22 protein-coding genes and 1 pseudogene are annotated in these 24,256 nt (G+C 71.8%); 15 read left to right on the forward strand and 8 right to left on the reverse strand.

The window, feature by feature from the left end; translation table 11 throughout:
* Positions 1–76 precede the first annotated feature (76 nt).
* On the reverse strand, positions 77–1,168 hold the full coding sequence (locus tag VB059_RS08295; protein WP_323421546.1) for a hypothetical protein: 1,092 nt from the start codon (positions 1,166–1,168) through the stop codon (positions 77–79).
* Positions 1,168–2,100 (reverse strand): 2,3,4,5-tetrahydropyridine-2,6-dicarboxylate N-succinyltransferase, encoded by a 933-nt coding sequence (gene dapD / locus VB059_RS08300; protein ID WP_323421547.1) that lies wholly within the window; start codon positions 2,098–2,100, stop codon positions 1,168–1,170. Before dapD ends, VB059_RS08295 begins: the two co-directional genes overlap by 1 nt.
* 219 nt (positions 2,101–2,319) lie before the next feature.
* Here dapD and dapE point away from each other — a divergent pair, with 219 nt between their 5' ends.
* The 3 genes from dapE to VB059_RS08315 are packed head-to-tail and all read left to right on the forward strand — an operon-like array spanning position 2,320 to position 3,828.
* Positions 2,320–3,387 carry a succinyl-diaminopimelate desuccinylase gene (dapE, locus tag VB059_RS08305; RefSeq protein ID WP_323421548.1) on the forward strand — a complete coding sequence of 356 codons (1,068 nt, stop codon included), beginning with the start codon at positions 2,320–2,322 and terminating at the stop codon, positions 3,385–3,387.
* Complete coding sequence (locus VB059_RS08310; RefSeq protein WP_323421549.1) at positions 3,384–3,620, forward strand: hypothetical protein; 237 nt, start codon at positions 3,384–3,386, stop codon at positions 3,618–3,620. The genes dapE and VB059_RS08310 overlap by 4 nt, the downstream gene beginning before the upstream one ends.
* Positions 3,621–3,660: 40 nt before the next feature.
* Positions 3,661–3,828: a DUF3117 domain-containing protein gene (locus tag VB059_RS08315; protein ID WP_153572689.1), complete on the forward strand. Its 168-nt coding sequence runs from the start codon at positions 3,661–3,663 to the stop codon at positions 3,826–3,828.
* Positions 3,829–4,080: 252 nt separating this feature from the next.
* Here the strand turns inward: VB059_RS08315 and glgA are convergent, their stop codons facing one another.
* Positions 4,081–5,295, reverse strand: a complete 1,215-nt coding sequence (gene glgA, locus VB059_RS08320; RefSeq protein ID WP_323421604.1) for a glycogen synthase — start codon at positions 5,293–5,295, stop codon at positions 4,081–4,083.
* Between the two features lie 114 nt (positions 5,296–5,409).
* Between glgA and glgC the strand changes: the two genes are divergently transcribed.
* Positions 5,410–6,636: a glucose-1-phosphate adenylyltransferase gene (gene glgC, locus VB059_RS08325; protein ID WP_323421550.1), complete on the forward strand. Its 1,227-nt coding sequence runs from the start codon at positions 5,410–5,412 to the stop codon at positions 6,634–6,636.
* Positions 6,637–6,758: 122 nt separating this feature from the next.
* Here the strand turns inward: glgC and VB059_RS08330 are convergent, their stop codons facing one another.
* Positions 6,759–7,457, reverse strand: coding sequence for an O-methyltransferase (locus tag VB059_RS08330; RefSeq protein WP_416339530.1), 699 nt, complete (start codon positions 7,455–7,457; stop codon positions 6,759–6,761).
* A gap of 265 nt (positions 7,458–7,722) precedes the next feature.
* Here VB059_RS08330 and dapA point away from each other — a divergent pair, with 265 nt between their 5' ends.
* The 3 genes from dapA to VB059_RS08345 are packed head-to-tail and all read left to right on the forward strand — an operon-like array spanning position 7,723 to position 10,384.
* Positions 7,723–8,628 (forward strand): 4-hydroxy-tetrahydrodipicolinate synthase, encoded by a 906-nt coding sequence (dapA, locus tag VB059_RS08335; RefSeq protein ID WP_323421552.1) that lies wholly within the window; start codon positions 7,723–7,725, stop codon positions 8,626–8,628.
* 9 nt (positions 8,629–8,637) lie between these two features.
* Positions 8,638–9,957, forward strand: a complete 1,320-nt coding sequence (locus tag VB059_RS08340) for a S1C family serine protease (protein WP_323421553.1) — start codon at positions 8,638–8,640, stop codon at positions 9,955–9,957.
* Between the two features lie 10 nt (positions 9,958–9,967).
* Entirely contained in the window at positions 9,968–10,384 is a 417-nt protein-coding gene (locus tag VB059_RS08345; protein WP_323421554.1) for a Sec-independent protein translocase subunit TatB, read from the forward strand.
* A gap of 39 nt (positions 10,385–10,423) precedes the next feature.
* Here VB059_RS08345 and VB059_RS08350 read toward each other — a convergent pair whose 3' ends face one another.
* A complete protein-coding gene (locus VB059_RS08350) occupies positions 10,424–10,987 on the reverse strand; it encodes a MarR family winged helix-turn-helix transcriptional regulator (RefSeq protein ID WP_323421555.1) in 564 nt (187 codons plus the stop codon).
* 185 nt (positions 10,988–11,172) lie between these two features.
* Here VB059_RS08350 and VB059_RS14550 point away from each other — a divergent pair.
* The 3 genes and pseudogenes from VB059_RS14550 to VB059_RS08360 all read left to right on the forward strand — a co-directional run.
* Positions 11,173–11,874 (forward strand): annotated as a pseudogene (locus VB059_RS14550) (MFS transporter); the annotation flags it as partial.
* A 139-nt stretch (positions 11,875–12,013) separates the two neighbouring features.
* Positions 12,014–12,331: a hypothetical protein gene (locus VB059_RS08355; protein WP_323421556.1), complete on the forward strand. Its 318-nt coding sequence runs from the start codon at positions 12,014–12,016 to the stop codon at positions 12,329–12,331.
* Positions 12,332–12,472: 141 nt separating this feature from the next.
* Complete coding sequence (locus VB059_RS08360; RefSeq protein WP_323421557.1) at positions 12,473–13,369, forward strand: alpha/beta hydrolase; 897 nt, start codon at positions 12,473–12,475, stop codon at positions 13,367–13,369.
* 195 nt (positions 13,370–13,564) lie between these two features.
* Here the strand turns inward: VB059_RS08360 and VB059_RS08365 are convergent, their stop codons facing one another.
* Genes VB059_RS08365 through VB059_RS08375 form a run of 3 tightly spaced genes read right to left on the reverse strand, consistent with a single transcriptional unit; the run spans position 13,565 to position 16,624 of the window.
* Entirely contained in the window at positions 13,565–14,743 is a 1,179-nt protein-coding gene (locus tag VB059_RS08365) for a P-loop NTPase (RefSeq protein ID WP_323421558.1), read from the reverse strand.
* Positions 14,744–14,775: 32 nt separating this feature from the next.
* Positions 14,776–15,294, reverse strand: coding sequence for a DUF1003 domain-containing protein (locus tag VB059_RS08370; protein WP_323421559.1), 519 nt, complete (start codon positions 15,292–15,294; stop codon positions 14,776–14,778).
* Positions 15,284–16,624, reverse strand: a complete 1,341-nt coding sequence (locus tag VB059_RS08375) for a magnesium transporter MgtE N-terminal domain-containing protein (RefSeq protein WP_323421560.1) — start codon at positions 16,622–16,624, stop codon at positions 15,284–15,286. Before VB059_RS08375 ends, VB059_RS08370 begins: the two co-directional genes overlap by 11 nt.
* 47 nt (positions 16,625–16,671) lie before the next feature.
* Here VB059_RS08375 and VB059_RS08380 point away from each other — a divergent pair, with 47 nt between their 5' ends.
* The 5 genes from VB059_RS08380 (at position 16,672) to VB059_RS08400 (ending at position 24,234) form a co-directional block, all read left to right on the forward strand.
* Positions 16,672–17,628, forward strand: coding sequence for a CoA ester lyase (locus VB059_RS08380; protein WP_323421561.1), 957 nt, complete (start codon positions 16,672–16,674; stop codon positions 17,626–17,628).
* Between the two features lies 1 nt (position 17,629).
* The gene (locus VB059_RS08385) at positions 17,630–18,154 is read left to right on the forward strand and encodes a general stress protein (RefSeq protein ID WP_323421562.1); all 525 of its coding nucleotides are present in this window, start codon (positions 17,630–17,632) and stop codon (positions 18,152–18,154) included.
* A 176-nt stretch (positions 18,155–18,330) separates the two neighbouring features.
* Positions 18,331–19,107, forward strand: a complete 777-nt coding sequence (locus VB059_RS08390; protein ID WP_323421563.1) for a hypothetical protein — start codon at positions 18,331–18,333, stop codon at positions 19,105–19,107.
* Positions 19,107–20,714, forward strand: coding sequence for a DNA polymerase Y family protein (locus VB059_RS08395; RefSeq protein WP_323421564.1), 1,608 nt, complete (start codon positions 19,107–19,109; stop codon positions 20,712–20,714). Before VB059_RS08390 ends, VB059_RS08395 begins: the two co-directional genes overlap by 1 nt.
* A gap of 16 nt (positions 20,715–20,730) precedes the next feature.
* Entirely contained in the window at positions 20,731–24,234 is a 3,504-nt protein-coding gene (locus tag VB059_RS08400; RefSeq protein WP_323421565.1) for an error-prone DNA polymerase, read from the forward strand.
* Positions 24,235–24,256: the final 22 nt, after the last annotated feature.

The following is a 24,256-nucleotide window of genomic DNA, read 5'->3' on the forward strand; positions in this document are numbered from 1 at the left end:
CCGCTGCCGCCGACCCGGCGCCCGCTGTGTCGGCCCCGGCCCCGAGCCGTCTGCTGGCGTCGACTCTGCCGGTGGGCTAGGCGCCGGGGGTCGCCGACCCGGACGCCGTGGGGGTGCGGAACGTCACGGTGACCGTACGAGCACCCGCGGATGTCACTGTGGTCCAGGCCGGCAGCTGACCTGCCGCCCAGCGCCACTCCTGATCACCCACCTGGACCGAGCTGACCCCGGTGGAGCTCGCGTTCACCACCGCGTGGGCACCGATCGCCCAGGCCAGGTCCGCGGAGCCGGCAGTCGCGGTGAGCGTGCTGCCGTCCTGGCTCACCTTCGCGGTGACGCCGAGGGCTTTGCGCATCGAGGTGGCGAGCCCGGTGGGGTCGGCCGCCGACGGGGTCGAGAAGCCACACGTCACGCCGGCGGTCGTCTGGCCCGAGAGCACGCTGGCGATCACCCGGGCGTTCTGCTCGTGCTTGCGGTAGGCCTCCGGGTGGCCCGACTTCTGCACGGCCTGCGCCACCGTGGTGATGTCGGCCGTCTCCCAGCCGTTGACCTTGACCAGTGCCGCGTAGAACGCATCGGTGGCGTAGTACGGGTCGAGGATCTGCGCCTGGGTCCCCCAGCCCTGGGAGGGGCGCTGTTGGAACAGGCCGACGGAGTCCCGGTCGCCGTAGTCCAGATTGCGGATCCCCGACTCCTGGTAGGCCGTCGCCATGGCGATCGACCCGGCCCGGGGCGGCAGCCCCTTCGCCACGGCCCGACCGACGATGATCCCGGCGTAGTGGGCCTGCTCCAGGTCCAGCACGGTCGAGTTGCCGGCGGCGTCGAAGCGGCAGCGGGGCTCGAACGGCGTGGGCTGGATGTACTCGTTCGACCGCAGCCAGACGATGCCGCCGACCAGCGCGACCGCCGCCAGCAGCGCCACGATGCCCGCGGCCAGACCGCACCCACAGCCGGCCCGCCGGGCACGGGCCCGGCGTCGGCGGGCCCGGTGGGGCGGCTCGGGCAGGTCGTCGGGCGACCGATGGCCGCCGGCCGGCTCACCCCAGGCCGGCTCACCCGACGGCTCGCCGGGACCGGGTGGTAGCGGCGGCGTCGGCGGAGGAACGGTGCCCGGGCGACCGGTCGGGGTCGTCCGGTCCGGGTCGGAGGAGTGACCGGGAGCGGGCATCAATTCGCGTGCAGCGCGGCGTTCAGCTCCACGGTGCGGCCCTCCCGGGACCGCACCTGCACGGCGCCGGTGAGCGAGTTGCGGATGAAGAGCAGGCCGTCCTGACCGGACAGCTCGGCCGCCTTGGTGGTGCGGCCGTCGGGAAGCTGGACCTTGGTGCCGGCGGTGACGTACAGGCCGGCCTCGACCACGCAGTTGTCACCCAGCGAGATGCCGATCCCGGAGTTGGCGCCGAGCAGGCAGCCCTTGCCGATGACGACGCGTTCCTTGCCGCCGCCCGACAGGGTGCCCATGATGGACGCGCCGCCGCCGATGTCGGAGCCGTCGTCGACGACAACACCCTGGGAGATGCGCCCCTCCACCATCGAATGGCCCAGCGTGCCGGCGTTGAAGTTCACGAAGCCCTCGTGCATGACGGTGGTGCCCTCGGCCAGATGGGCACCGAGCCGGGCCCGGTCGGCATCGGCGAGGCGTACGCCACGCGGGACGACATAGTCGATCATCCGCGGGAACTTGTCGACCGAGAACACCGTGACGTGACCCTCCCGAGCCCGCAGCCGCGCCCGGGTGGTCTCGAAGTCGTCGACGGCACACGGGCCGGCCGAGGACCACACGACGTTCGGCAGCACGCCGAAGACACCGTCCAGGTTGAGCGTGTTGGGCCGGACCAGGGTGTGACTGAGCAGGTGCAGGCGCAGGTAGGCGTCGGCGGTGTCGGCCGGCGGCGCGTCCAGGTCGATCACGGTGAGCACCGCCTCGGTGCGCACCCGGCGTGCCTCGTCCGTCACCAGGCCCGCCGTCACCGACTCCGGCGCGGCCGAGCCGTCGGGCTCGCCGAGCGCCGGTGCGGGATACCAGGTGTCCAGGACCTGACCGGAGGCGTGGACGGTGGCCAGACCCCACCCGTGGGCCGTACGTACGGTGTCAGTCATGGGCCCGACTCTACCGAGTCCGGCCCAATCCCCCCGGCACCGTGCAGGCCTCCGGACCGGTCCCACCGTCGTCGCCGTCCCTCGCCCGGGCACCCCTCGCGCCGCCCTGTCAGGGCTGCTCACCCAGCCCTGACAGGGCCGCGTCGCAGGGAACCCGGGGCCGCTCCGCCGCTCGTCCGGCGCGCTCTCGCCCGGCGCCACCCCGGGTAGGGTGCAGCCATGGCCCTGGACCTGCGCGCGGACGTCATCGACCTGCTCGGCTCGATCGTGGACATCGAGTCGGTGAGCGGGAACGAGGCGCGCCTCGCCGACCAGGTGGAGGCCGCACTGCGCGGTTGCTCCCACCTCGAGGTGGTGCGGCTGGGCAACAACGTCATCGCCCGCACCCGGCTGGGCCGGCCCGAGCGGGTGATCGTCGCCGGTCACCTGGACACCGTGCCGGTGGCGGACAATCTGCCGTCCCGGATCCGTACGGTCGACGGCGAGGAGCGGATGTACGGCCGCGGCACCTGCGACATGAAGGCCGGTGTGGCGGTGGCGCTGTCCCTGGCCGCCGAGCTCACCCGCCCGTCGCGCGACGTGACCTGGATCTTCTACGACAATGAGGAGGTCGAGGCGTCGCGTAACGGGCTCAACACCGTCGAGCGGGAACGGCCCGACCTGATGGCGGGCGACTTTGCCGTGCTCGGCGAACCTTCCGGGGCCCGGGTCGAGGGCGGCTGCCAGGGGACGATGCGGTTCACCGTCACCCTGACCGGTGTGGCCGCCCACTCGGCCCGCGCCTGGCGCGGGGTCAACGCGATCCACCGGGCCGGTGAGGTGCTGGCGCGGCTGGCGGCGTACGTGCCCCGGACCGTGGTGGTGGACGGCCTGGAGTACATCGAGGGGCTGAACGCGGTGCGGATCGCCGGCGGGGTCGCCGGCAACGTCATCCCGGACCGCTGCACCGTCGAGATCAACTTCCGGTTCGCCCCGGACCGGACGCCGCAGGACGCCGAGCGGTTCGTCCGCGACTACTTCGCTGGTCACGAGATCGTGGTGACCGACCTGGCGCCGGCGGCCCGGCCGGGGCTGGACCTGCCGATCGCCCGGGACTTCCTGCGCGCGGTCGGCTCCGAGCCGGCGCCGAAGTACGGCTGGACCGACGTCGCACGGTTCTCCGCCCGGGGCGTCCCGGCGGTGAACTTCGGCCCGGGTGACGCCCTCAAGGCTCACCAGGACGACGAGTACTGCGCGCTGGCGTCGGTCCGCAGCGTACGGGCCGCGCTCGCCGCGTGGCTGGGGTGAGCGCGATGGTGCCGTGGCTGCTGGTCGGCCTCGCCGCGGTCGTGCTGGCGCTGACCGTGCCGCTCGCCCGGGGTGCCTTCGGGGAGATGCCGGAGCCGCCCGTCCTCGACGATCCGCCGGTCCGCGAGGGCCCCGGGCACCCCGAGGACGACGACCTGTCCGGGCCCGGCGACCTCCCCGGCGACACCCCGGGGCCTGACCCCGACGCCCCGGTCTTGCCCGATGCGGGATAATGGATGTGGTTTGTACGTTCCAACGAGGTGAGGATGGACGATGGCAGCTATGAAGCCCCGGACCGGCGACGGCCCCATGGAGGTCACCAAGGAAGGCCGGGGGATCGTCATGCGGGTCCCGCTGGAGGGCGGCGGCCGGCTGGTCGTCGAGATGAACCCCGCTGAGGCCTCGGAGCTCGCCGGAGCACTCACCGCGGTCGTCGGCTGATCGTTTTCGCGGCGGCCCCGACGGTCCGGTCGGAGCCACCCGACCCTTCTCTCCGAAGGGCCTGAAGGGGCCCCGGGTCGTCGACCCGGGGCCCCTTCGTCATGCCTGCTGGTTCTGCCGGTTGCTGTGCTGCGTGCTGGCGCATACCCGGCCGCTGGTTCTGCCGGTTGCTGCATACCCGGCCGCTGTACTGCCTCTGCTGCGCACCCGGTCGGTCGCTGCGGCCTGCTGCGCTGGCGGCCGGCGTCGCGGTCAGGCCCGGACGGCGCGCAGCTCGGGGTGGGCGGCGTAGTAGTCGACGGCCCTGTGATAGACGTCGACCGTCTCGCGGGCGATCTTCTCCCAGGAGAAGACGTCCACCGCCCGCTGGCGGCCGGCCTTGCCCATCGCCTCGGCGCGGGCGGGGTCCCGCACCAGCTCGTTGAGCTTCGCCGCGAACTCGGTCTCGAAGTTCTTCACGTACGCGGGGTCGTCCGCCTTCGCCGGATCGTACGGCACCAGCAGGCCGGTCCGGCCGTCCTCGACGACCTCCGGGATGCCGCCGACGGCACTGGCCACCACGGCCGTCTCGGAGGCCATCGCCTCGAGGTTCACGATGCCCAGCGGCTCGTAGATCGACGGGCAGGCGAACACGGTGGCGTGCGCCAGCACCTGGCGTACGCTCGGGCGCGGCAGCATCTCCTGCACCCAGGTCACCCCGCCGCCGCGGGACTCCTTGAGGTGGCCGAAGGCCTCGTTGAACTCCGCGGCGATCTCCGGGGTGTCCGGGGCGCCGGCGAGCAGCAGCAGCTGGGTGCCCGGATCGAGCTGCTCCGCCGCCCGGACCAGGTGCACGAGCCCCTTCTGCCGGGTGATCCGGCCGACGAAGGCCACGTACGGGCGGGACAGGTCGATGCCGAGCCCCTCGACGACGTCGGTGTTCGGGTCGGGGGTGAACTCTTCGGGGTCGATGCCGTTGAGCACCACATGGACCTTCTCGGGGTCCAGCTCGGGGTAGGCCTCGAGGATCGACGTCCGCATGCCGTTCGACACGGCGATCACCGCGGCGGCGCCGTTGTAGGCGGTGCGCTCGGCCCAGGACGACAGGTTGTAGCCGCCGCCGAGCTGTTCCTTCTTCCACGGGCGGTCCGGCTCGAGGGAGTGGGCGGAGACGACGTGGGGGATCTCGCGGAAGATGCCGCCCAGGTGGCCGGCCAGGTTCGCGTACCAGGTGTGCGAGTGCACCAGGTCCAGCCCGTCCGGCAGCGCGGCGACCATCGACAGATCGGCGCCGAAGACCCGCAGGGCGGCGTTGGCCCCGGCGGGGTAGTCCTCGGCGTGCGCGGTGGCACCCTCCCGGGGCGCTCCCATGCACTGGACGTCGACGTCGATGAACTTGCGCAGCTGCGGGACGAGCTGTTGGACGTGGACGCCCGCGCCCCCGTAGATGGTCGGCGGATACTCCCGGGTCAGGACCGAAACACTCAGGCTCATGGAAGGATGCTCGCACAATGCTGGCCCGGAGTTCTGCGGGGGTGATACTTCCCTGACAGTCTCGGCAAACCGCTTGTCCGCGGCCTGTCGGGGCCATAGGTTCGGGGCATGACGTCCCGCCCCAAGGTCCTGTCCATCGTCCTTGCCGGTGGTGAGGGCAAACGACTGATGCCCCTCACCCTTGACCGTGCCAAGCCGGCCGTCCCCTTCGGGGGGACGTTGCGACTGATCGACTTCGTGCTGTCGAACATGGTCAACTCGGGCCTGCTCCAGGTCGCGGTGCTGACCCAGTACAAGTCGCACTCGCTGGACCGTCACATCACCTTGACCTGGCGGATGTCCCAGATGCTCGGCAACTTCATCACCCCGGTGCCGGCCCAGCAGCGGCTCGGACCGCACTGGTACCAGGGCAGCGCGGACGCCATCTACCAGTCGATGAACCTGATCAAGGACGCCAAGCCGGACTACGTCGTGGTCTTCGGCGCGGACAACATCTATCGGATGGACATCCGTCAGATGCTCGACGCGCACATCGACTCGGGGCTCGGGGCGACCGTGGCAGGCATCCGCGTCCCCCGGGCGGAGGCGAGCGCGTTCGGCATCATCGATGCCGGGGCGGACAACAAGATCCACCAGTTCCTGGAGAAGCCGGCCGATCCGCCCGGCCTGCCGGACAGCCCCGACGAGTCGTACGCCTCGATGGGCAACTACATCTTCGACAAGGACGCCCTGGTGGCCGCGCTCGAGGCGGACGCGGCCGACGAGAACGCCCGCCACGACATGGGCGGGGACATCATCCCGGCGTTCGTCTCCCGGGGCGAGGCGCAGGTCTACGACTTCACCGACAATGCGGTGCCCGGTGCCACCGAGGAGGACCGCAACTACTGGCGTGACGTGGGCACCATCGACGCGTTCTTCGACGCGCACATGGACCTGGTCGCGGTGAAGCCGAACTTCAACCTCTACAACGACGACTGGCCGATCTTCAGCTTCCAGCGTCAGCTGCCGGGCGCCAAGTTCACCCTGCGCGGCACCGCCGAGGACTCCATCGTGTCGGCCGGCTGCATCATCTCCGGCGGCGACGTCGACTCCTCCGTCCTGTCGCCGAAGGTCAGGGTCGACAAGTGGGCCAAGGTCGAGCAGTCGATCCTGATGGACAACGCCCAGGTCGGCCGCAACGCCGTCGTCCGCCGGGCGATCCTGGACAAGAACGTCATCATCGAGCGCGGCGCCGAGGTCGGTGTCGACCACGAGGCCGACCGGGCGCGCGGCTTCACCGTGTCCGCCGGCGGGATCACCGTCGTGCCGAAGGACTTCGTGGTCAAGGCGGTCTGACCACCGCCGTACGACACTCGGGAGATCCGACACTCGGGACATGCGAAGGCCCCACCCGCACGGGTGGGGCCTTCGCATGTCGTGGCGGGGTCAGGAGGCCCGGCGAGGCCACCGGGTCGGGGTCAGGAGGCCCGGCGGGAGGCCACCAGCAGGCCGTTGCCGACCGGCAGCAGGGCCGGGACCCAGGCGTCCTCCATCGCGGCGACGCCCTCGAGGGCCTCGCGGATGACGATCGTCTCGTTGTCCTCGTTGTCGGGGTCGGCCACGAGGTTGTGCCAGAGGGCGTTGTTGAGGACCAGGACGCCGTCGGGGCGCAGCAGCCGCTGGGCCTGCTCGATGTACTCACCGCAGTCGAGCATGTCGCCGTCGACGAACACCAGGTCGTACGCGGCGTCGGAGAGCTTCGGCATCACGGTCAGGGCGTCCCCGGCGATCAGCCGGAAGCGGTTCGACGGCACGCCGGCCTCGCGGAACACCTCGCGGGCGACCCGCTGCACCTCGCTGTCCGCGTCGATGCTGGTCAGCACGCCCTCGGGCACCATGCCGGCGAACAGCGCCAGTCCGGACACCCCGGTGCCGGAGCCGATCTCCACCACCGAGCGGGCGTGGATCGAGCGGGCGAGGAACGTCAGGGTGGTCGCGACCCCGTGGGTGATCGGCTCGGCGCCCATCCGCTCGGCGGCCTCCCGGGCCCGCCCCGCCTCGTGGCGTTCATGGCGATAGCGCTCGGCGTACGCCCAGGTCCTCTCATCGGGGGCCGGGCGCGGCGCGTCCGGCGACGGCCCGGTGGACGCGGCGGCGGGCGGTGCCGGTTCGACCACCGGCGGGGTGTCCGGTGTCGTGGGGGAGAAGATGTCGTGCATCCGGTCCGAGCTCGCGGTCTTCCGGGCGCCGCCGGCGGCGGCCTTCTTGGCCGTCGGACCCGCGGCGGCAGCCTTCTGGGTGGTCTTGCGAGTGGTCACGGGGTCAGCCTAACCAATGAGTGGCGGCGCGGAAGGGGGACGCGCGCCCCGGTGACGCACCGGTCCGGGCGGGCGGTGTGAGCGCCGGCACCTCTTTCCCCGCCGGTGGTCATAGAATCGCGCCATGACCGACCCCACGCACACTGCCACGGAGCCGCCCTTCGGCCGGCTGCTGACCGCCATGGTGACGCCGTTCGATGAGAAGGGTGAGCTGGACCTGGCGACCGCCCGGGCGCTCGCCGCCCATCTGGTGGACGATCTGCGCCACGACGGTCTGGTCATCAACGGCACCACCGGGGAGGCTCCGACGACCTCCGACGAGGAGAAGGCGGCCCTGGTCGCGGCTGTCGTCGACGAGGTCGGGGACCGGGCGCACATCGTCGCCGGGGTCGGCACCAATTCCACCCGGCACACCTGCGAGCTGGCCCGGCAGGCGGCCGGTGCCGGCGCCGACGGTCTGCTCGTCGTCACCCCGTACTACTCCCGTCCCCCGCAGGAGGGGCTGCTGGCCCATTTCCGGGCTGCGGCCGACGCCACCGACCTGCCGGTGATCGTCTACGACATCCCGAGCCGGGCCGGCATCCCGGTGCAGACCGAGACGATGCTCGCGCTCGCCGAGCACCCGCGCATCGTGGCGGTGAAGGACGCCAAGGGTCAGATCGTCGAGTCGGCGAAGGTCATCGCCGCCACCGACCTGGCCTACTACGCCGGTGACGACGCGATCACCCTCCCGTTGCTGTCGGTCGGTGGCGTGGGCCTGGTCGGGACCTCCACCCACTTCACCGGTCTGCTCGCTCGGCAGATCATCGATGCCTGGGTGGCCGGCGACGCCGCCACCGCGCTGGCGCTCAACCAGCGCGCCCTGCCCGTCTTCACCGGGGTGTTCGCCGCCCAGGGCTGCAGCATGGTCAAGGCGACCCTCGCCCGCCAGGGTCGTCCCGCGGGCGACCTGCGGGCCCCCCAGCTGCTCCCGGCCGACGACGTCGTCGACGCGTACGTCGACAAGCTCCGGGCCGTCGACCTGTTCTGACCCGGGACCGTGACCCCGTCCGAGGCCGGTGGCGGTGTCCCGCCCCTCGAGCCGGCCACCGATCCGGCCCGTGATCCACGCCACGCCGACATCAGTGCTGTCACCGCCGGTGACGCCACGCGCGGTGACGGTGTTCATGGTGGCGAGACGCACGGTGGCGGGCGGGGTGGCACCCGTGCCGGGACCCTTGTCCTCGCCGCGGTGATCGCGGTGGCCGTCGGCGGGCCGGCCGGATACGCCGGGGCCCGGCTCGGCGCGGCGCCGACACCGGTGGCCTCGGCCTCCGCTCCTGCGACCGCGGCGCCGACCGGACGGGTCTCCGCCCTGCCCGGTGTGCCGGGTCCCTCGACCGGCACGACGAGCGACCGGGCCCTCGTCCAGGACACCAGCCCGGGCCCGACGACCCTCGACGTCGCGGCCATCGCCCCCGCGGCGCTGCGGGCCACGGTGGCGATCCGGGCCACCGGCTCGGGTGGGGAGGGGAGCGGCTCCGGGATCGTGCTGCCCGGCGGGCGGGTGGTGACGAACAACCACGTCATCGCCACGGCCGATCCCGGCGGTCGGATCGAGGTCACCATCGGCGACGGTCGGCGGACGACGGCGACCCTCCTCGGCGCCAGCCGTGCGTACGACCTCGCCGTCCTGGGGGTGGATCTCTCCGGGTTCGGCGATGCGGTCGCGCCGGCGCGCCTGGGCACCTCCGCCGGGCTCGGCGTCGGCCGCCCGGTGGTCACCGTCGGCGCTCCGTACGGGCTGCAGGGGACGATCACCGCCGGCATCGTCTCGGCGCTGGACCGGCCGATGCAGGTCACCGGCCACAGCGACACCGCCAACGCGCCGACGGCATACATCAACGCCATCCAGACCGACGCCCCGATCAACCCGGGCAACTCCGGCGGCCCGCTCTATGACGCCGGCGGACGGGTGGTCGGCATCAACTCGGCCATCCTCACCGCCGCCGGTGCGCCGGCGCGCAGCGGGAGCGTGGGCCTGGGGTTCGCCATCCCGCTGGACGAGGCACTGCCGATCATCGAGGCACTCACCACCGAGGGCAAGGTCTCGTATCCGGTCTTCGGTGCCGCGGCCGAGGCGACCGCCGACGGGGTCGGCGTCCGACTCAGCGCCGTGGACACCGGCGGACCGGCCGCGGCCGCCGGGCTGCGGGCCGGGGACGTCGTCACCCGGCTCGGTGGGGTACGGGTGGAGGACGGCACCGGACTGATCGTCCAGGTGCGTCGGCACCGACCCGGCGAGGAGCTCGCGGTGGAGTACCTGCGCGACGGTTCCGTCCGTCAGGCCCTCGTGACCCTTTCAGGCAAGGTCGGATAGGTTAGGGCGCGTGTTCGGTCTGGGTGCAGGTGAGATCGCGATCATCGTCGTCCTGGCGGTGATCCTGTGGGGTCCCGACAAGCTCCCTGAACTCGCCCGCAAGACCGCCCGGCTGGTCCGTTTCTTCCGCCAGGTCGCCAACGACGCCCAGGTCACCGTCCGCAACGAACTGGGGCCCGGTTTCGAGGACTTCGACATCACCGACCCCAAGGGCTCGGTGCGCCGCTACGTGATGAAGCAGGGCGGGCTGGACGGGGTCGACGACCTGGTGAAGACCCTGCGCGACGCGTCCGCCGAGCTCGACGAGGCCGCGTCCGACCTGCGACGCAGCATCGACACCGACGGTGACGGCGTGATCAGCCCGGAGGAGGCCAGCGCCGCCGGGATCCCGATCCCCGCCGCGCCGTTCGACGCCGAGGCCACCTGAATTTACAGTGCAGGACGTTAGTTGTGAGCGGCTGGCGGGTCAGGGGAGCTTTTCCAGGATGCGGCGCAGTGCGGTCGCATCTTCTGGGCCCAAGTACTTGGTCCATGTCTTCTCGATCGCCACATAGATGCGCTGGACTTCGGCCTGCGCCGCTTCTCCGCGTTCCGTCAGCGCAAGAATGCGAGCCCGCTGATCCTGTGGGTCAGGAGCCGATGTGATGTAGCCGCGCTTCTCGAGTTGGGCGATCTGCAGGCTCACCGCCTGTTTGCTGACTCCACAGGAGCCGATGAACTGGCTTGCGCGCTGTGGCCCACCTTGGAGGAAGCGCAGCACGTTGGCCGAGTGTGCGAGGGAGAGATCCGCGAAGTCGGACGTGGCGATGCGCTCCTCGAATTCTGCGACGAACAGCATCTCGGCGTGACGCAGCACTGCAGACAGCGGGCGCTTGCCGGGTACACCTAGGGGCTTCTGCTCGTCAACCACAGGCTCCACCCTACCCATCGGTCGGCGTCTTTCACGCGGCTGATCGGCCACCGCCGGACAGACCGAGGTCACCGTCGGGTGCGGGGCGGTCCAGGCCTCACGAGTCTTCAGCTCGGTCACCTGGAAGAGAAAATTAGTCAATGACTTGACTTACTGGAGGTGTGTGCACATACTGTCAACAGGTTGACTATCAAGGTCCAGCCGAGCAGGCCCTCGATCATCATGAGAGATTCGGAGCACCCATGACCACCACCTCGCCAGTGAAGACCGACGTGAACGATCAGGGCAGAGTCCTGTCGAGACCGATGTCTGCAGCTTTCCTCTTGGTCACCGTGCTCGTCGTTGCCGCTTCGCTTCGGGCAGCGATCACGTCCGTCGGTCCGGTGATGGGTCTCATCGCCGCTGACACCCATCACAGTGCATCGTTGCTGGGCCTGCTCGGGGCGATCCCGCTCGCCGCGTTCGCGATCGTGTCACCGCTCGTGCATCTCCTCGCTCGACGGATGGGGACCGAACGCGCGGTCCTGCTCGCGCTGATCGTGCTCACCGCCGCGACTGTCCTGCGTTCTCTGCCCGGTTGGGATGGCTGGTTGTGGGTCGGGACGGCGATCATCGGCAGTGCGATCGCTGTCGGCAACGTGCTGCTCCCCACGATCGTGAAGCGCGACTTCCCGAATCGTGTCGCCGCGTCCACCGGTGCCTACGTTGCGGTGCTCAGCGGGTTCGCGGCCCTGGCGTCCGGGTTCGCGCTCCCTATCGGCGCGCAGTTCGGTTGGCGGACTGCCGTGGGCGTCGGGGCGGTCCTCTCGCTGATCGGCGCGATCGTCTGGGCGCCCCGCCTGCGACACAAGCACGCCGAGGCGAGTGCGGTGGCGACACCCTCGGCCGGGTCCATGTGGCGGTCAGCGGTCGCCTGGCAGGTTGCCCTGTTCTTCGGAGCCCAGATGGCGAACTTCTACCTGCTGATCACGTGGCTGCCGACGGTGGAGGTGCACACCGGTCAGAGCCCGATCGCCGGGGGGGTGGCATCTGTTCCTGTTCCAAGCGGCGGGGATCGTCTCCGGGCTGTTGATCCCCTTTGCGATGCGGGGGCGCGCGGATCTGCGAGCGGTGTCGACCTGGGTCGCCCTGACCATGATCGTGGCCATGACGGGATTGTTCATCGCCCCCGCGCTGGTGCCGTTGTGGGCGGTCTTCGCCGGAATGAGCGCCGGAGCCGCCCTGGTGGTCGGCCTGACCTTCATCGCGGCACGGGCGAGGAACGGCGCCGACGCGGGCCGTCTTTCCGGGATGGCTCAGTCCGTGGGGTACGCGTTGGCGATGCTGGGGCCGATCCTCGCCGGGTTCCTGCTGGAGCGGACCGGTGCTTGGCAGGCTCCGGTGTTGCTCGTGCTGGCTGTGGCCGTGCTGCAGATGATCGTCGGGTGGTTCGCGGGTCGAGACCGGCACACCCACTCCGCGTAACAGATCTCGCTGACGGCACCGTCCGCGACTGATGAAAGAAGACCCATTGTGACTCGTACGTCACCTCCGGCGACCCGCAGGCCGCCCTTCGACCCCGACCTCGTCACCGCGCTCGGGAACCTCACGGCAACCGAGCCGCGGGTGTCCGCGCAGACGCTCGCGGGGAAGCGTCAGCGCTATGCGGACGCCGAGAGCACCCTCGACCTCACCGCCGGTGGTGCCGTGACGGTGCACGAGCTCGACGTCCCGGGACCCGACGGCGCCCCGGACGTGCATCTGACAGTTCTTCGGCCGTCGGCCGGGTCGCTGCCCCTGCCCGCGATCTACTACATGCACGGCGGCGGCATGGTGATGGGCGACCGGTACGCGGGAATCGACATCCTCGTGCCTCATGCGGCCGATGGATCGGCCGTTGTGGTGTCCGTCGAGTACCGGCTCGCCCCCGAGCACCCCCATCCCGCACCCATCGACGACTGCTATGCAGGCCTCGTCTGGCTCGCCCGGAATGCTCAGGAACTCAGCATCGACCCCCACCGGATCATCGTGATGGGCATCAGCGCGGGAGCAGGGCTCGCCGCAGGAATCGCGCTTCTCGCACGAGATCGTGGGTTCCCCTCCCTCACCCACCAGGTCCTGCTCAGGCCGATGCTGGACGACCGGATGCAGACCCACAGCAGCCGGATGCTCGATGGCGAGGGTGTCTGGGACCGGAACGAGAACGCGTTCGGATGGGCCGCGTTCCTCGGACAGCAGAGCGAGGTGTCGCCCTACGCGGCGCCGTCACGAGCCGTGGATCTCACCGGGCTTCCCCGGACGTATCTCGACACGGGCTCCGTCGACACCTTCCGCGACGAGACTCTCGAATACGCGGGCAGGCTGTCGGCACACGGCGTCAGCGTCGACCTTCATGTGTGGGGCGGTGGATTCCACGGATTCGAGACTCAGGTGCCCGATGCCGCCGTGTCTCGCATCGCCCGCACGGTGCAGGACGAGTTCCTCACCCGCGCTCTCGCACCGATCGATGCGACGAAAGGCTGACCCCTGACGTTGCTCCTCCCGCATCCCCCTTGAGGCACCCAGCCGCAAGGGGGCGAGCGGCGTCACACATCCGTCAGGACCGACTCGACCTGGGGCGGCGCCCGTTACCCGCCACACCACGTTCTGCTCGGACCAGAACGGTCCCCGAGCCGGCCGAGGCCGACCCGGGACCGTCGAGGTACGGGCCGTGGAGACTCAGCCGCGGGTCGGGGTGACCCCCAGCTGGACGCCCGCCAGACCGCGGGACTGCTGGGCCAGCCCGCGGGCCACCTGCTCGATCACCGCGGCCGCCGGGCCGGCCGACTCGGCGCCGACCACCGGGGTGCCCTCGTCGCCGCCGGCGCGCAGTGACAGGTCGAGCGGGATCCGGGCCAGCAGTGGGACGTCGTAGCCGAGGCGGGCGGTCAGTGTCCGGGCCACGGTCTCGCCGCCGCCGGTGCCGAAGACGTCGACCTCGTGCACCTCACCGCAGTGCGGGCAGGTGGCCTCGAGGAAGGACATGTTCTCGATCACGCCGATCACCCGCTGGTGCAGCATGTCGGCCATCGTGCCGGCACGTTCGGCGACCTCGGCGGCAGCGGCCTGCGGGGTGGTCACGACGATCACCTCGGCGTTGGGCACCTTGGCGCCGAGCGACATGGCCACGTCGCCGGTGCCCGGCGGCAGATCGACGACGAGGAAGTCCAGGTCGCCCCAGTAGACGTCGGCGAGCATCTGCTGCAGCGCCCGGTCCAGGATCGGGCCGCGCCAGGCGATCACCTGGTCGCGGCTCTGCTTGAGCATGCCGATCGACATCACCGACATGTCGGCGTAGGGGACCGGCATGATGTACTCCCCGACCATGGTCGGCTGGGCGTCGGCGAGGCCGAGCATCGGCGGGATGGAGTGCCCGTAGATGTCGGCGTCGAGGATGGCGACCTTCTTGCCCGCCCGGGACAGGCCGAGGGCGAGGTTCGCCGTCACCGAGGACTTGCCGACGCCGCCCTTGCCGGAGGAGATCAGCAGCACCCGGGTGAGGTTGCCCGGCTTCGCGAACGGGATCTCGTGCTGCTCCACCCCGCCGCGGAGCTGCACGTTGAGCTGCTTGCGCTGCTCGTCGGTCATCACGCCCAGGTCGACCTTGACGCCGCTGACACCGGGGATGCCGCCGACGGCCTGCTGGACGTCCTTGCTGATGGTGGTGTGCAGCGGGCAGAACTGGACGGTCAGCAGGACGCTGACCGTCACGACGTTGTCGGCGTCGATGCCGATCCGGGGGATCATGCCCAGTTCCATCAGCGGGCGTTTGATCTCGGGGTCCATCACGCGCGACAGCGAGGCCTCGACGGCCGGCATCAGCGGGTGGTCCGGGGGAGTCGTCACGACATCTGGCATGGTCCACAGGCTAACCGCTGGCGCCAACTCGCTCAGCCGCGGTCGGATGCCGTCAGATCCTCCGATCCGGTGCGCTCCTCGTCCAGCTCGGCGAGCAGCTCACGCAGCTCGGAGCGCAGCTCCGAGCGGATGTAGTCGCGGGTCGCCATGTCGCTGACCGAGGAGCGCAGGGCAGCGATCTCGCGGGCCAGGAAGTCCATGTCCGCCCGGCTCTGCGCGGCCTGTTTGCGGTCCTCGGTGAGACGTACGTGGTCCCGGTCGGTCTGCCGGTTCTCGGCCAGCAGGATCAGCGGGGCCGAGTACGAGGCCTGGGTGGAGAAGAACAGATTCAGCAGGATGAACGGGTACGGGTCCCACCGCAGGCCGAAGATGCCCACCACGTTGAGGGCGCACCACACCACCACGAAGACGCTCATCCAGCCGAGGAAGGCGGGGGTGCCCATCCACCGGGCGAAGGTCTCGGCGAACCGGCCGAAGGCGTCGCTGTCCTGGTCGGAGCTGCGCAGCCAGCGGGACTGCCGTCCGGGCGTGTTCAGACGGTCATCGGCCATCGGTGGGCCCCTTTCCCTGGCGCCGGGAGCGCCGCAGCTCGAGGTCGCGGGTGACCCGCTCCGCCGCCCAGTGGGCCTCGCTCGGCGCGAGGCCGTCCATCTGGTCGCTGCGCCAGTCGTCGGGCAGCATCGCGTCCAGCACGTCGTCCACGGTGACCGCGCCGAGCAACTGGCGGTCCTCGTTCACCACCGGGGCAGAGACCAGGTTGTACGTGGCGAAGTACCGGCTGACGGTGGAGATGTGGGCGCCCGGCTGCAGCGGCTCGAGGTCGGTGTCGACCAGCCCCGACACGTACACCGACGGCGGCTCGCGGAGCAGCCGCTGGACGTGCACCGCGCCGAGGAACCGGCCGGTGGGGGCCTCCAGCGGCGACCGGCAGACGTACACCATCGCGGCCAGCGCGGGGGTGATGTCCTCGACCCGCACCCGTGCCAGCGCGATGGCGACGGTGTCGTCGGGGGCCAGGATCACCGGCTCGGGGGTCATCAGGCCACCGGCGGTGAACTCGCCGTACGTCATCAGCCGGCGGACGTCCTGGGCGTCCTCGGGCTCCATCCGGTCGAGCAGCTGCTCGGCCACCTCGGGGGTGAGCTCGGCGACCAGGTCGGCCGCGTCGTCGGGGTTCATCTCCTCCAGGATGTCGGCGGCCCGCTCGACCTCCAGCGCCTGGATCAGCTCGACCTGGACGTCCTCGGGCAGCTCCTCCAGCGCGTCGGCCAGCGACTCGTCGTCCAGGGCGGCGGCGATCTCGCCGCGCCGCTGCGGGGTCATGTCGTGCAGTTCGCGGGCGACGTCGGCGGCCTTCATGTCCTCCAGCCGGGCCAGCACCTCGCGGGTGGAACGGCCGGTCCCGACGACGAAGACGTCGACGTCGCTCCAGTCGACGATGGTGTCGTACGTCCGCCGGGCGAACGGCCCGGTGGAGGCGCGCAGTGCCACCTCGTCGATCTCCCAGTCGTGCGACCGGGCCTGGCGGATCGACACGTCGTACACCCACGACGGCCGGTCCGCGTCGCGGCGGCGGACCTGGGAGTCGAAGAGGTCCTGCAGGATGAGGATCTCCGACTCACGCCGCTCGAACCGCCGGGTATTGAGCACCCCGGAGATGGTCACCTGGAGGGCGGAGATCGTCCGGACCCGCACCATCGGGACGAAGACACGGTGCTGGGCGAACAGCTCGACCACCAACCCCTTGGCCCGCGGGGCGCGTCCGGCGGACCGCACCTGGACGACGACGTCGCGGACCGTCCCGAGCTTGTCGCCGGCAGTGTCCATCACGGGCATCCGGCGCAGTCGGGAGACGAAGATGGAGGTGCTGCTGGGGCTCACGTGGGGGAGAGTATCGTGCTGCTCCGCCCGGGGCCTAGGGTTGGGGTGTGACAACCGCCGACAGCCCTGCCATCCGCCGCACCGTCCTCGCGGTGCCCGGTTCCAGCGACCGCTTCCTCACCAAGGCCCTCGGGATCGGGGTCGACGCGGTCTTCCTCGACCTGGAGGACGCGGTGGCCCCCGCGGCCAAGGCCGAGGCCCGCGGCCGGGTGATCGAGTACCTGCACCGCGACTGGACGGCCCCGACCGTCACCGTCCGGGTCAACGACTGGACCACCGAGTGGACGTACAACGACGTGATCGAGGTCGTCGGCGGCGCCGGCGACCGGATCGACGCGCTGGTGCTGCCAAAGGTCCAGGGCCCCGACCACATCCGCGCCCTCGACCTGCTGCTGACCCAGGTGGAGCGGACCCACGGGCTGCCGGTCGGCCGGATCGGGATCGAGGCCCAGATCGAGGACGCCCGTGGCCTGCTCAACGCCGAGGCGATCGCCGGGGCCTCGCCGCGGATGCAGTCGCTGGTCTACGGGCCGGGTGACTTCGCCGCCTCGATGGGCATGCCGAGTCTCAACGTCGGTGCCCAGCCCGCCGGCTATGAGCTCGCCGACGCCTACCACCACGTGCTGATGTCGATCCTGGTCGCCGCTCGGGCCCACGGTATCGCGGCGATCGACGGGCCGTACGTCGCGATCCGTGACGTGGAGGGCTTCACCGCGGCCGCCCGTCGGTCCGCGGCGCTGGGCTATGACGGCAAGTGGGTGTTGCACCCGGCCCAGGTCGCGGCCGGCAACGACGTCTTCTCCCCGGACCAGGCGGCGTACGACCGGGCGGAGCGGATCATGGCCCGCTACGCGGCGGCCACCTCCGCGGCCGGTGGCGCGGTCGGGGCGATCGGGGTGGACGACGAGATGGTCGACGAGGCGGGGATGAAGCTCGCCGCCGTGGTCGCGGCGCGGGGCCGCGCGGCCGGTCTCACCGTGACCCCCGCCGATGAGGAGGTCTGAGATGTCCCTGCCCGATCCGTCCGGCCGGCTCGGCTCGCCCTTCGAGTTGCAGTTCCCCCAGTTGTTGGGGACGTACGGCACCTACGAGGAGGCCCAGCGGGCCGTCGACTACCTGTCCGACCACCATTTTCCGGTGCAGAACCTGGCGATCGTGGGCACCGACCTGCGGTCCGTCGAGCGGGTCACCGGCCGCCGCGACTGGGCCACGGTGGTGAACCGGGGCCTGGCCAACGGCCTGTCGATCGGCCTGCTGTTCGGCATCATGGCGATGATCTTCTACCCTCCCCAGTCGAACCCGTACATGCTGGCCGCGATCGGCGTCGGGGTCGGGGTGGTGATCAGCGTCGTCTTCGCCCTGATCGGTTATGCCTTCACCCGGGGCAGACGGGACTTCACCTCGATCACCCAGACCTTCGCCACCCGCTACGAGGTGCTGTGTGAGCACAAGGTGGTGATGAAGGCCCGCGAGCTGCTGGCCGAGATGCCCGCCGGACGTCGCCAGGAGTTCCGCGGGCCGTTCGCCTGACGGGTCGTCCGTCTGTCGGGTCGTCCGTCTGTCGGCCCGGGACCCGGCCTCCGGTCCTGGTCGGTGGGCGAGGTCACCCAACGTCCGCCCGGCTCACGCACCCAGGACGCGGCCTGTCGGCTGTCCTGCTGAGCACCGGTCTTGACTGAATCGAACACCCGTTCGATCATGGAGGAGTGTCCTCTCGTCCTGCGGCCGCTGCCTCGCCGACCCCGGAACTGATCCGGCAGCTGCGCGCCCAGGTGGACACCCGGGTCGAACGGCCCCGACAGCGGGTGTTCGCCGCGCCCCCTGAACTCGCCCGCCTGCTGCCGGATGCCGGGCTGCGGGCGGGATCCGCCTACACCCTGGACGATGCCGGCGCCCTGTTGCTCGCCCTGCTGGCCGAGCCGTCACGGGCCGGGGTCTGGTGCGGGATGGTGGGCCTGCCGGAGGTAGGGGTGGAAGCGGCCGGCCAGGCCGGTGTGGTGCTGGACCGGCTGGCATTGGTCCCCCGGCCCGGGGACCGGTGGCTGGCGGTGGTCGCCGCGCTGGCCGAGGTGCTGGGCGTGATCGCCGTACGTCCCGGCGGGGCGGTGCGTCCGGCGGACGCCGCCCGGCTGGCGGCGCGACTGTGGGACCGGGAGGCGACGCTGCTGGTGGTCGGGGAGTGGCCGCGGGCCGAGGCAGCGCTGCGGGTGGAGACGCCGCACTGGTCAGGGGTGGGGGTCGGCCACGGCTACCTGACCGGACGGGACGTGACCCTGACCGTCACCTCCCGGCGCATCCCCGGGCTGCACAGTGCCCGGCTGCTGCTGCCCGGCCCCGACGGCAGGCTGGGGACGGCGCCGCCGGTTCCCGCCGCCGGACAGCCGACGACCACCGGGCAGGCGACGACCAAGGGGTCGCTGACGGCCGTCGGGCAGGCCACCGGGCAGGCACCCAGCACCGGGCAGCTGAAGGCGGTGGGGTGATGGCGGCACCGGGTGAGCCTGCGACGGATCGGGCCGCGGCCGCGACGGATCGGGCCGCGACGGGCCGGGCCGCGGAGGATCGGCCGATCCGCTGCTGCGTGCTGTGGTTCCCCGAGTGGCCGGTGACCGCTTGGGCCTGGGCCGAGGGGGGCAGCACCGACGACCCGGTCGCCGTGGTCGAGGCCCACCACGTGGTCTCCTGCTCCGCGGCCGCCCATGCCGACGGAGTACGCCGGGGCCAGCGACGCCGGGAGGCCCAGGCGTGTTGCCCGACGCTGCGGGTGGTGTCGGCCGACGCCGACCGGGACCATCGACTGTTCGCGCCGTTGGTGGACCGGTTGGAACAGGTCAGTCCGGGTGTCCAGGTGATCCGCGCCGGGCTGGTGGCGCTCCGGATGCGGGGCCCGGCCCGGTACTACGGCGGTGAGCAACCGGCCGTTGCCGCTCTGCTGGCCGCCATGGCGGCGGCCGGGGTGGCCGCAGTGCAGGCCGGGATCGCCGACGGGATGTTCACCGCCGAGCAGGCCGCCTACGACCCCGAGCCGATCCGCATCGTCCCCCCGGGGCAAGCGGCTGACTTCCTCGCGTCCCTGCCGGTGAACCGGCTCGGCGACGCCGAGCTGGCCGGCCTGTTGCCGAGGCTCGGCGTCCGCCGGCTGGGGGAGTTCGCCGCGCTCGACGTGCGGATGGTGCGGGATCGCTTCGGCGAGCGCGGCGCCAGGCTGCATGCCCTGGCCGGTGGCCGCGACCCCCGTGCCGTGCAGCCGCGCATCCCGCCGGTCGATCTGACCCGGACGGTCGAGTTCTCCCCACCTCTGGAGCTGATCGACCAGGTCGCCTTCGCCGTCCGGGGGACCGCCGAGGAGTTCGTCGCCGGACTGGCGGGGCACCACCTGGTGTGCACCGAGCTGCGGGTGGAGCTGACGGCCGAGGAGGGCGAGCACGCCGACCGGGTGTGGGGACATCCGGGGGCGTTCGACCCGGCAGCCGTGGTCGACCGGGTCCGCTGGCAGGTGCAGGCCGCCGCGGGCGGCCGGATCGGCAGCCGCCTGGTGCGGGTCCGACTGGAACCGGTCGCGGTGGACGACAGCGCCCATCACGCCCCGGGGCTGCTCGGCACCGGCCCGGACGAACGGGTGCACCACGCCCTGTCCCGGGTGCAGGCGATGCTGGGGGCGGGCGGCGTGGTCACCGCAGTGATCGGCGGGGGTCGTCGGCTGGCCGACCGGCAGGTGTTCGTCCCCTGGGGCGACCGGGTGGTGCCGACGTTGCCGCCGGATCGCCCGTGGCCCGGTCACCTGCCGGCACCGCTGCCGGCGACCGTGTTCGAGGATCCCCGCGGCATGGCCGTCCTCGCCGCGGACGGGTCCGGGGTCGGCGTGGACGGGCGGGGTGCCCTCTCGGCACCGCCCGCTGTGCTGATCGACGCCGGTCGGCGGCGGTCGATCACCGCCTGGGCCGGCCCGTGGCCGCTGGACGAACACCCCTGGGATCCCGCCCGCCGGCGCCGGGCCCACCGGTTCCAGATGGTCGACGACACCCGGACCGCCTGGCTGCTGCTGTGCGACGACGACGGCCAGTGGTGGGCCGAGGGGAGGTACGACTGATGGGGAGGCACGACTGATGGGCTTCCACAACCCGCCGATGCCCTGGACCGACCTCGAACGGACGCTGAGCGACCCCGGCCCGTCCTCGCCGACCGGGGTGGACGCCCCGGTCTCCCACAAGCGCGGCCGCTACCGCCCGCCCCCGGTCGTCCGACCCCCGGATGCCGTCCCGTACGCCGAACGGCACGCCCATTCGTCGTTCTCCTTCCTCGACGGGGCCTCCGCACCGGCCGACCTGGTCGTCGAGGCCGAGCGGCTCGGACTGTCCGCGCTGGCGCTCACCGACCACGACGGGCTCTACGGGATCACCCGGTTCGCCGAGGCCGCTGAACCCACCGGGGTGAGGACCGTCTTCGGTGCCGAGCTGTCGCTGGACCTGCCCGCCCCGCAGGCCGGCCGACCCGACCCGGCCGGCAGCCATCTGCTGGTGCTGGCCGCCGGTGAGGCGGGCTACCACCGGCTGGCCGGGGCGATCACCGACGCCCAGCTCGCCGGAGCCGAGAAGGGCCGGCCGACCTACGACCTGGCCGGGCTGGCCGCGGCCGCGGACGGGCACTGGGCGGTGCTGACCGGCTGCCGCAAGGGGGCCGTACGCCAAGGGCTGGTCGCCGGCGGGCCCGACGCGGCCGGTCGGGAGCTGGACGCCCTGGTCGAGCTCTTCGGCCACCGGCGGGTGTACGTCGAGCTGACCGACCACGGTCACCCGCTGGACTCGACCCACAACGACACGCTGGCCGGGCTCGCCGCCGCTCGCGGGCTGCCCACCCTGGCGACCGGGAACGTCCACTACGCCACCCCCGCCCAGCACCTGCTCGCCCGGACCGTCGCGGCGATCCGGGCGAATCGGAGCCTGGACGATCTGGACGGCTGGCTGCCGGCCGCCGGGACGGCCTTCCTGCGTTCCGGCGCCGAGATGAGCCGGTTGTTCGCCCGCTACCCCGGAGCCGTGGAGCGCACCGTGGAGCTCGCCGACGAACTGGCCTTCCCGCTGGGCCGGGCCAAGCCCGCACTGCCGAAGCAGCAGGTGCCGGAGGGCCACACCCAGATGTCCTGGCTGCGGGAACTGGTCCGGCGGGCGGTCCCGGAGAAATACCCCCGACTGGACGACGCCGGCCGGGCCCGGATCGAGCGGGAGCTGGCGGTGATCGAGGCCAAGGACTTCCCCGGCTACTTCCTGATCGTGCACGACATCGTCGCCGAGGCCCAGCGCCGCGGCATCCTCTGCCAGGGCCGCGGATCGGCCGCCAATTCCGCGATCTGCTACCTGCTGGGCATCACCGCAGTGGACTCCATCCGCTACGACCTGCCCTTCGAACGCTTCCTGTCGGCGCTGCGGGACGAGGAACCCGACATCGACGTGGACTTCGACTCCGACCGCCGCGAGGAGATCATCCAATGGGTGTACGAACGCTACGGTCGGGAACGTGCCGCCCAGGTCTGCAATGTCATCCAGTACCGGCCGAAGAACGCCATCCGGGATGTCGCCAGGGCACTCGGCTACTCACCGGGCCAGCAGGACGCCTTCGCCCGCCAGGTCGACCACTGGTCACTGCCGGGCCCCTCGGACGAGTCCGCCGAGCAGCCGACCGGCGTCCCGCAACGCGTCCTCGACCTGGCCGGCCAGCTGCTGACGGCCCCCCGCCACCTGGGCATCCACTCCGGGGGAATGGTGCTCACCGAGCGCCCGGTGGGCGAGGTGGTGCCGATCGAGCACGCCCGGATGGCCGGCCGAACGGTGATCCAGTGGGACAAGGACGATGCCGCCTGGATGGGGTTGGTGAAGTTCGACCTGCTCGGCCTGGGCATGCTCGCCGCGCTGCAGCACTGCTTCACCATCATCGCCGCCGGCACCGGCGAGACCTGGCGGCTGGCGACCATCCCCAAGGAGGAGCAGGAGGTCTACGACATGCTCTGCCGGGCCGACGCGATCGGGGTGTTCCAGGTGGAGTCCCGCGCCCAGATGGGGCTGCTGCCCCGGCTACGGCCCCGCAGGTTCTACGACCTGGTGATCGAGATCGCCCTGATCCGGCCGGGCCCCATCCAGGGCGGGGCGGTGCACCCGTTCGTCCGCCGCAAGCTCGGCCAGGAGCCGATCACGTACGCCCATCCCAAGCTCGAGCCGGTGCTGAAGCGCACCCTCGGGGTGCCTATCTTCCAGGAACAGCTGATGCAGATGGCGATGGCGGTCGGGGAGTGCAGCGGTGAGGACGCCGACCTGCTGCGCCGGGCGATGGGCTCCAAACGGGGGATCGAGCGGATCGAGTCGCTGGAGCGGAAGCTCTATGCCGGGATGGCCCGCAACGGGCTGACCGGCCCGGCCGCCGACCACCTCTACGCCCAGATCAAGGCGTTCGCGAACTTCGGCTTCGCCGAGTCCCACTCGCTGAGTTTCGCGCTGCTGGTGTACGCCAGCTCCTGGCTCAAGCTGCACTACCCGGCCGCCTTCCTGGCCGGGCTGCTGCGGGCCCAGCCGATGGGGTTCTACTCACCGGCCACCCTGACGGCCGACGCCCGCCGCCACGGGGTCGAGGTACGCCGGCCCGACCTGCAGTGCTCGGGGGTCGACGCCGATCTGGAGCCCCTCGACGGGGCGGGGCTGATCGGCGGGCCGGGGCCGTCCGATGGGTCGGGGCAAGTCGACGAGTCAGGGTCACTCGACGGGTCGGGGCCGCCCGACAGGGGGCGGGCCGCCGGTCCGGCCGGGCGCCGGGCCCCCACCGGGCTCGACTCCTGCCTCGACCCCGAGCAACCGCCGGTGGGGGCGTACGACCCGGCCGCCCCTGATGTCGGTGCCCGGCATCGCCGGGACGGCAATTTCGCTGTCCGGCTCGGCCTGGCGGCGGTCCGGGGGATCGGTCGGAAGGTGGCCGAGCGCATCGTCGCCGAACGTGACGCCGACGGGCCGTACGTCTCCCCGGAGGACCTCGCCCGGAGGGCCGGCCTGACCGAGGAGCAGCTGTCGGCGCTGGCCACCGCCGGGGCCTTCGACGGTCTCGGCCTGAGCCGCCGGCAGGCACTGTGGCGGGCCGGCACCGCCGCGCTGGACCAGGCCGGGACCCTGCCGGGCATGGTGGCGCCGCTGCAGCCGCCACTGTTCGACGACCCGTCCGGTCTGGAGGTGCTCAACGACGACCTCTGGGCGACCGGGCTGTCGACGTCCGATCACCTGCTCGCCCATCTCCGGGCACGCCTCGACGAGCACGGCGTGCTGACCTCGGCCGCGGTCCGGACCGCCGAGCCCGGTCGCCGGATCCGGGTCGCCGGGCTGGTCACCCACCGGCAACGACCGTCCAGCGCCTCGGGAGTCACCTTCGTCAACCTCGAGGACGAGCACGGCCTGGTCAACGTCATCTGCTCCGCCGGGGTCTGGGCCCGCTACCGGCGGCTCATCCGCGAGGCCCCGGGCCTGATCGTCCGCGGCATCCTCGAACGGTCACCCGAGGGGGTCACCAACCTGGTCGCCGACCACCTCGAGCCACTGCCGGTCACCGTCCGCCACACCTCCCGCGACTTCCACTGACCGGTTCCTGACCGCTCCCGAC

Origin of the sequence: Raineyella sp. (genome assembly GCF_034933565.1) — a bacterium.
GTDB lineage: Bacteria > Actinomycetota > Actinomycetes > Propionibacteriales > Propionibacteriaceae > Raineyella.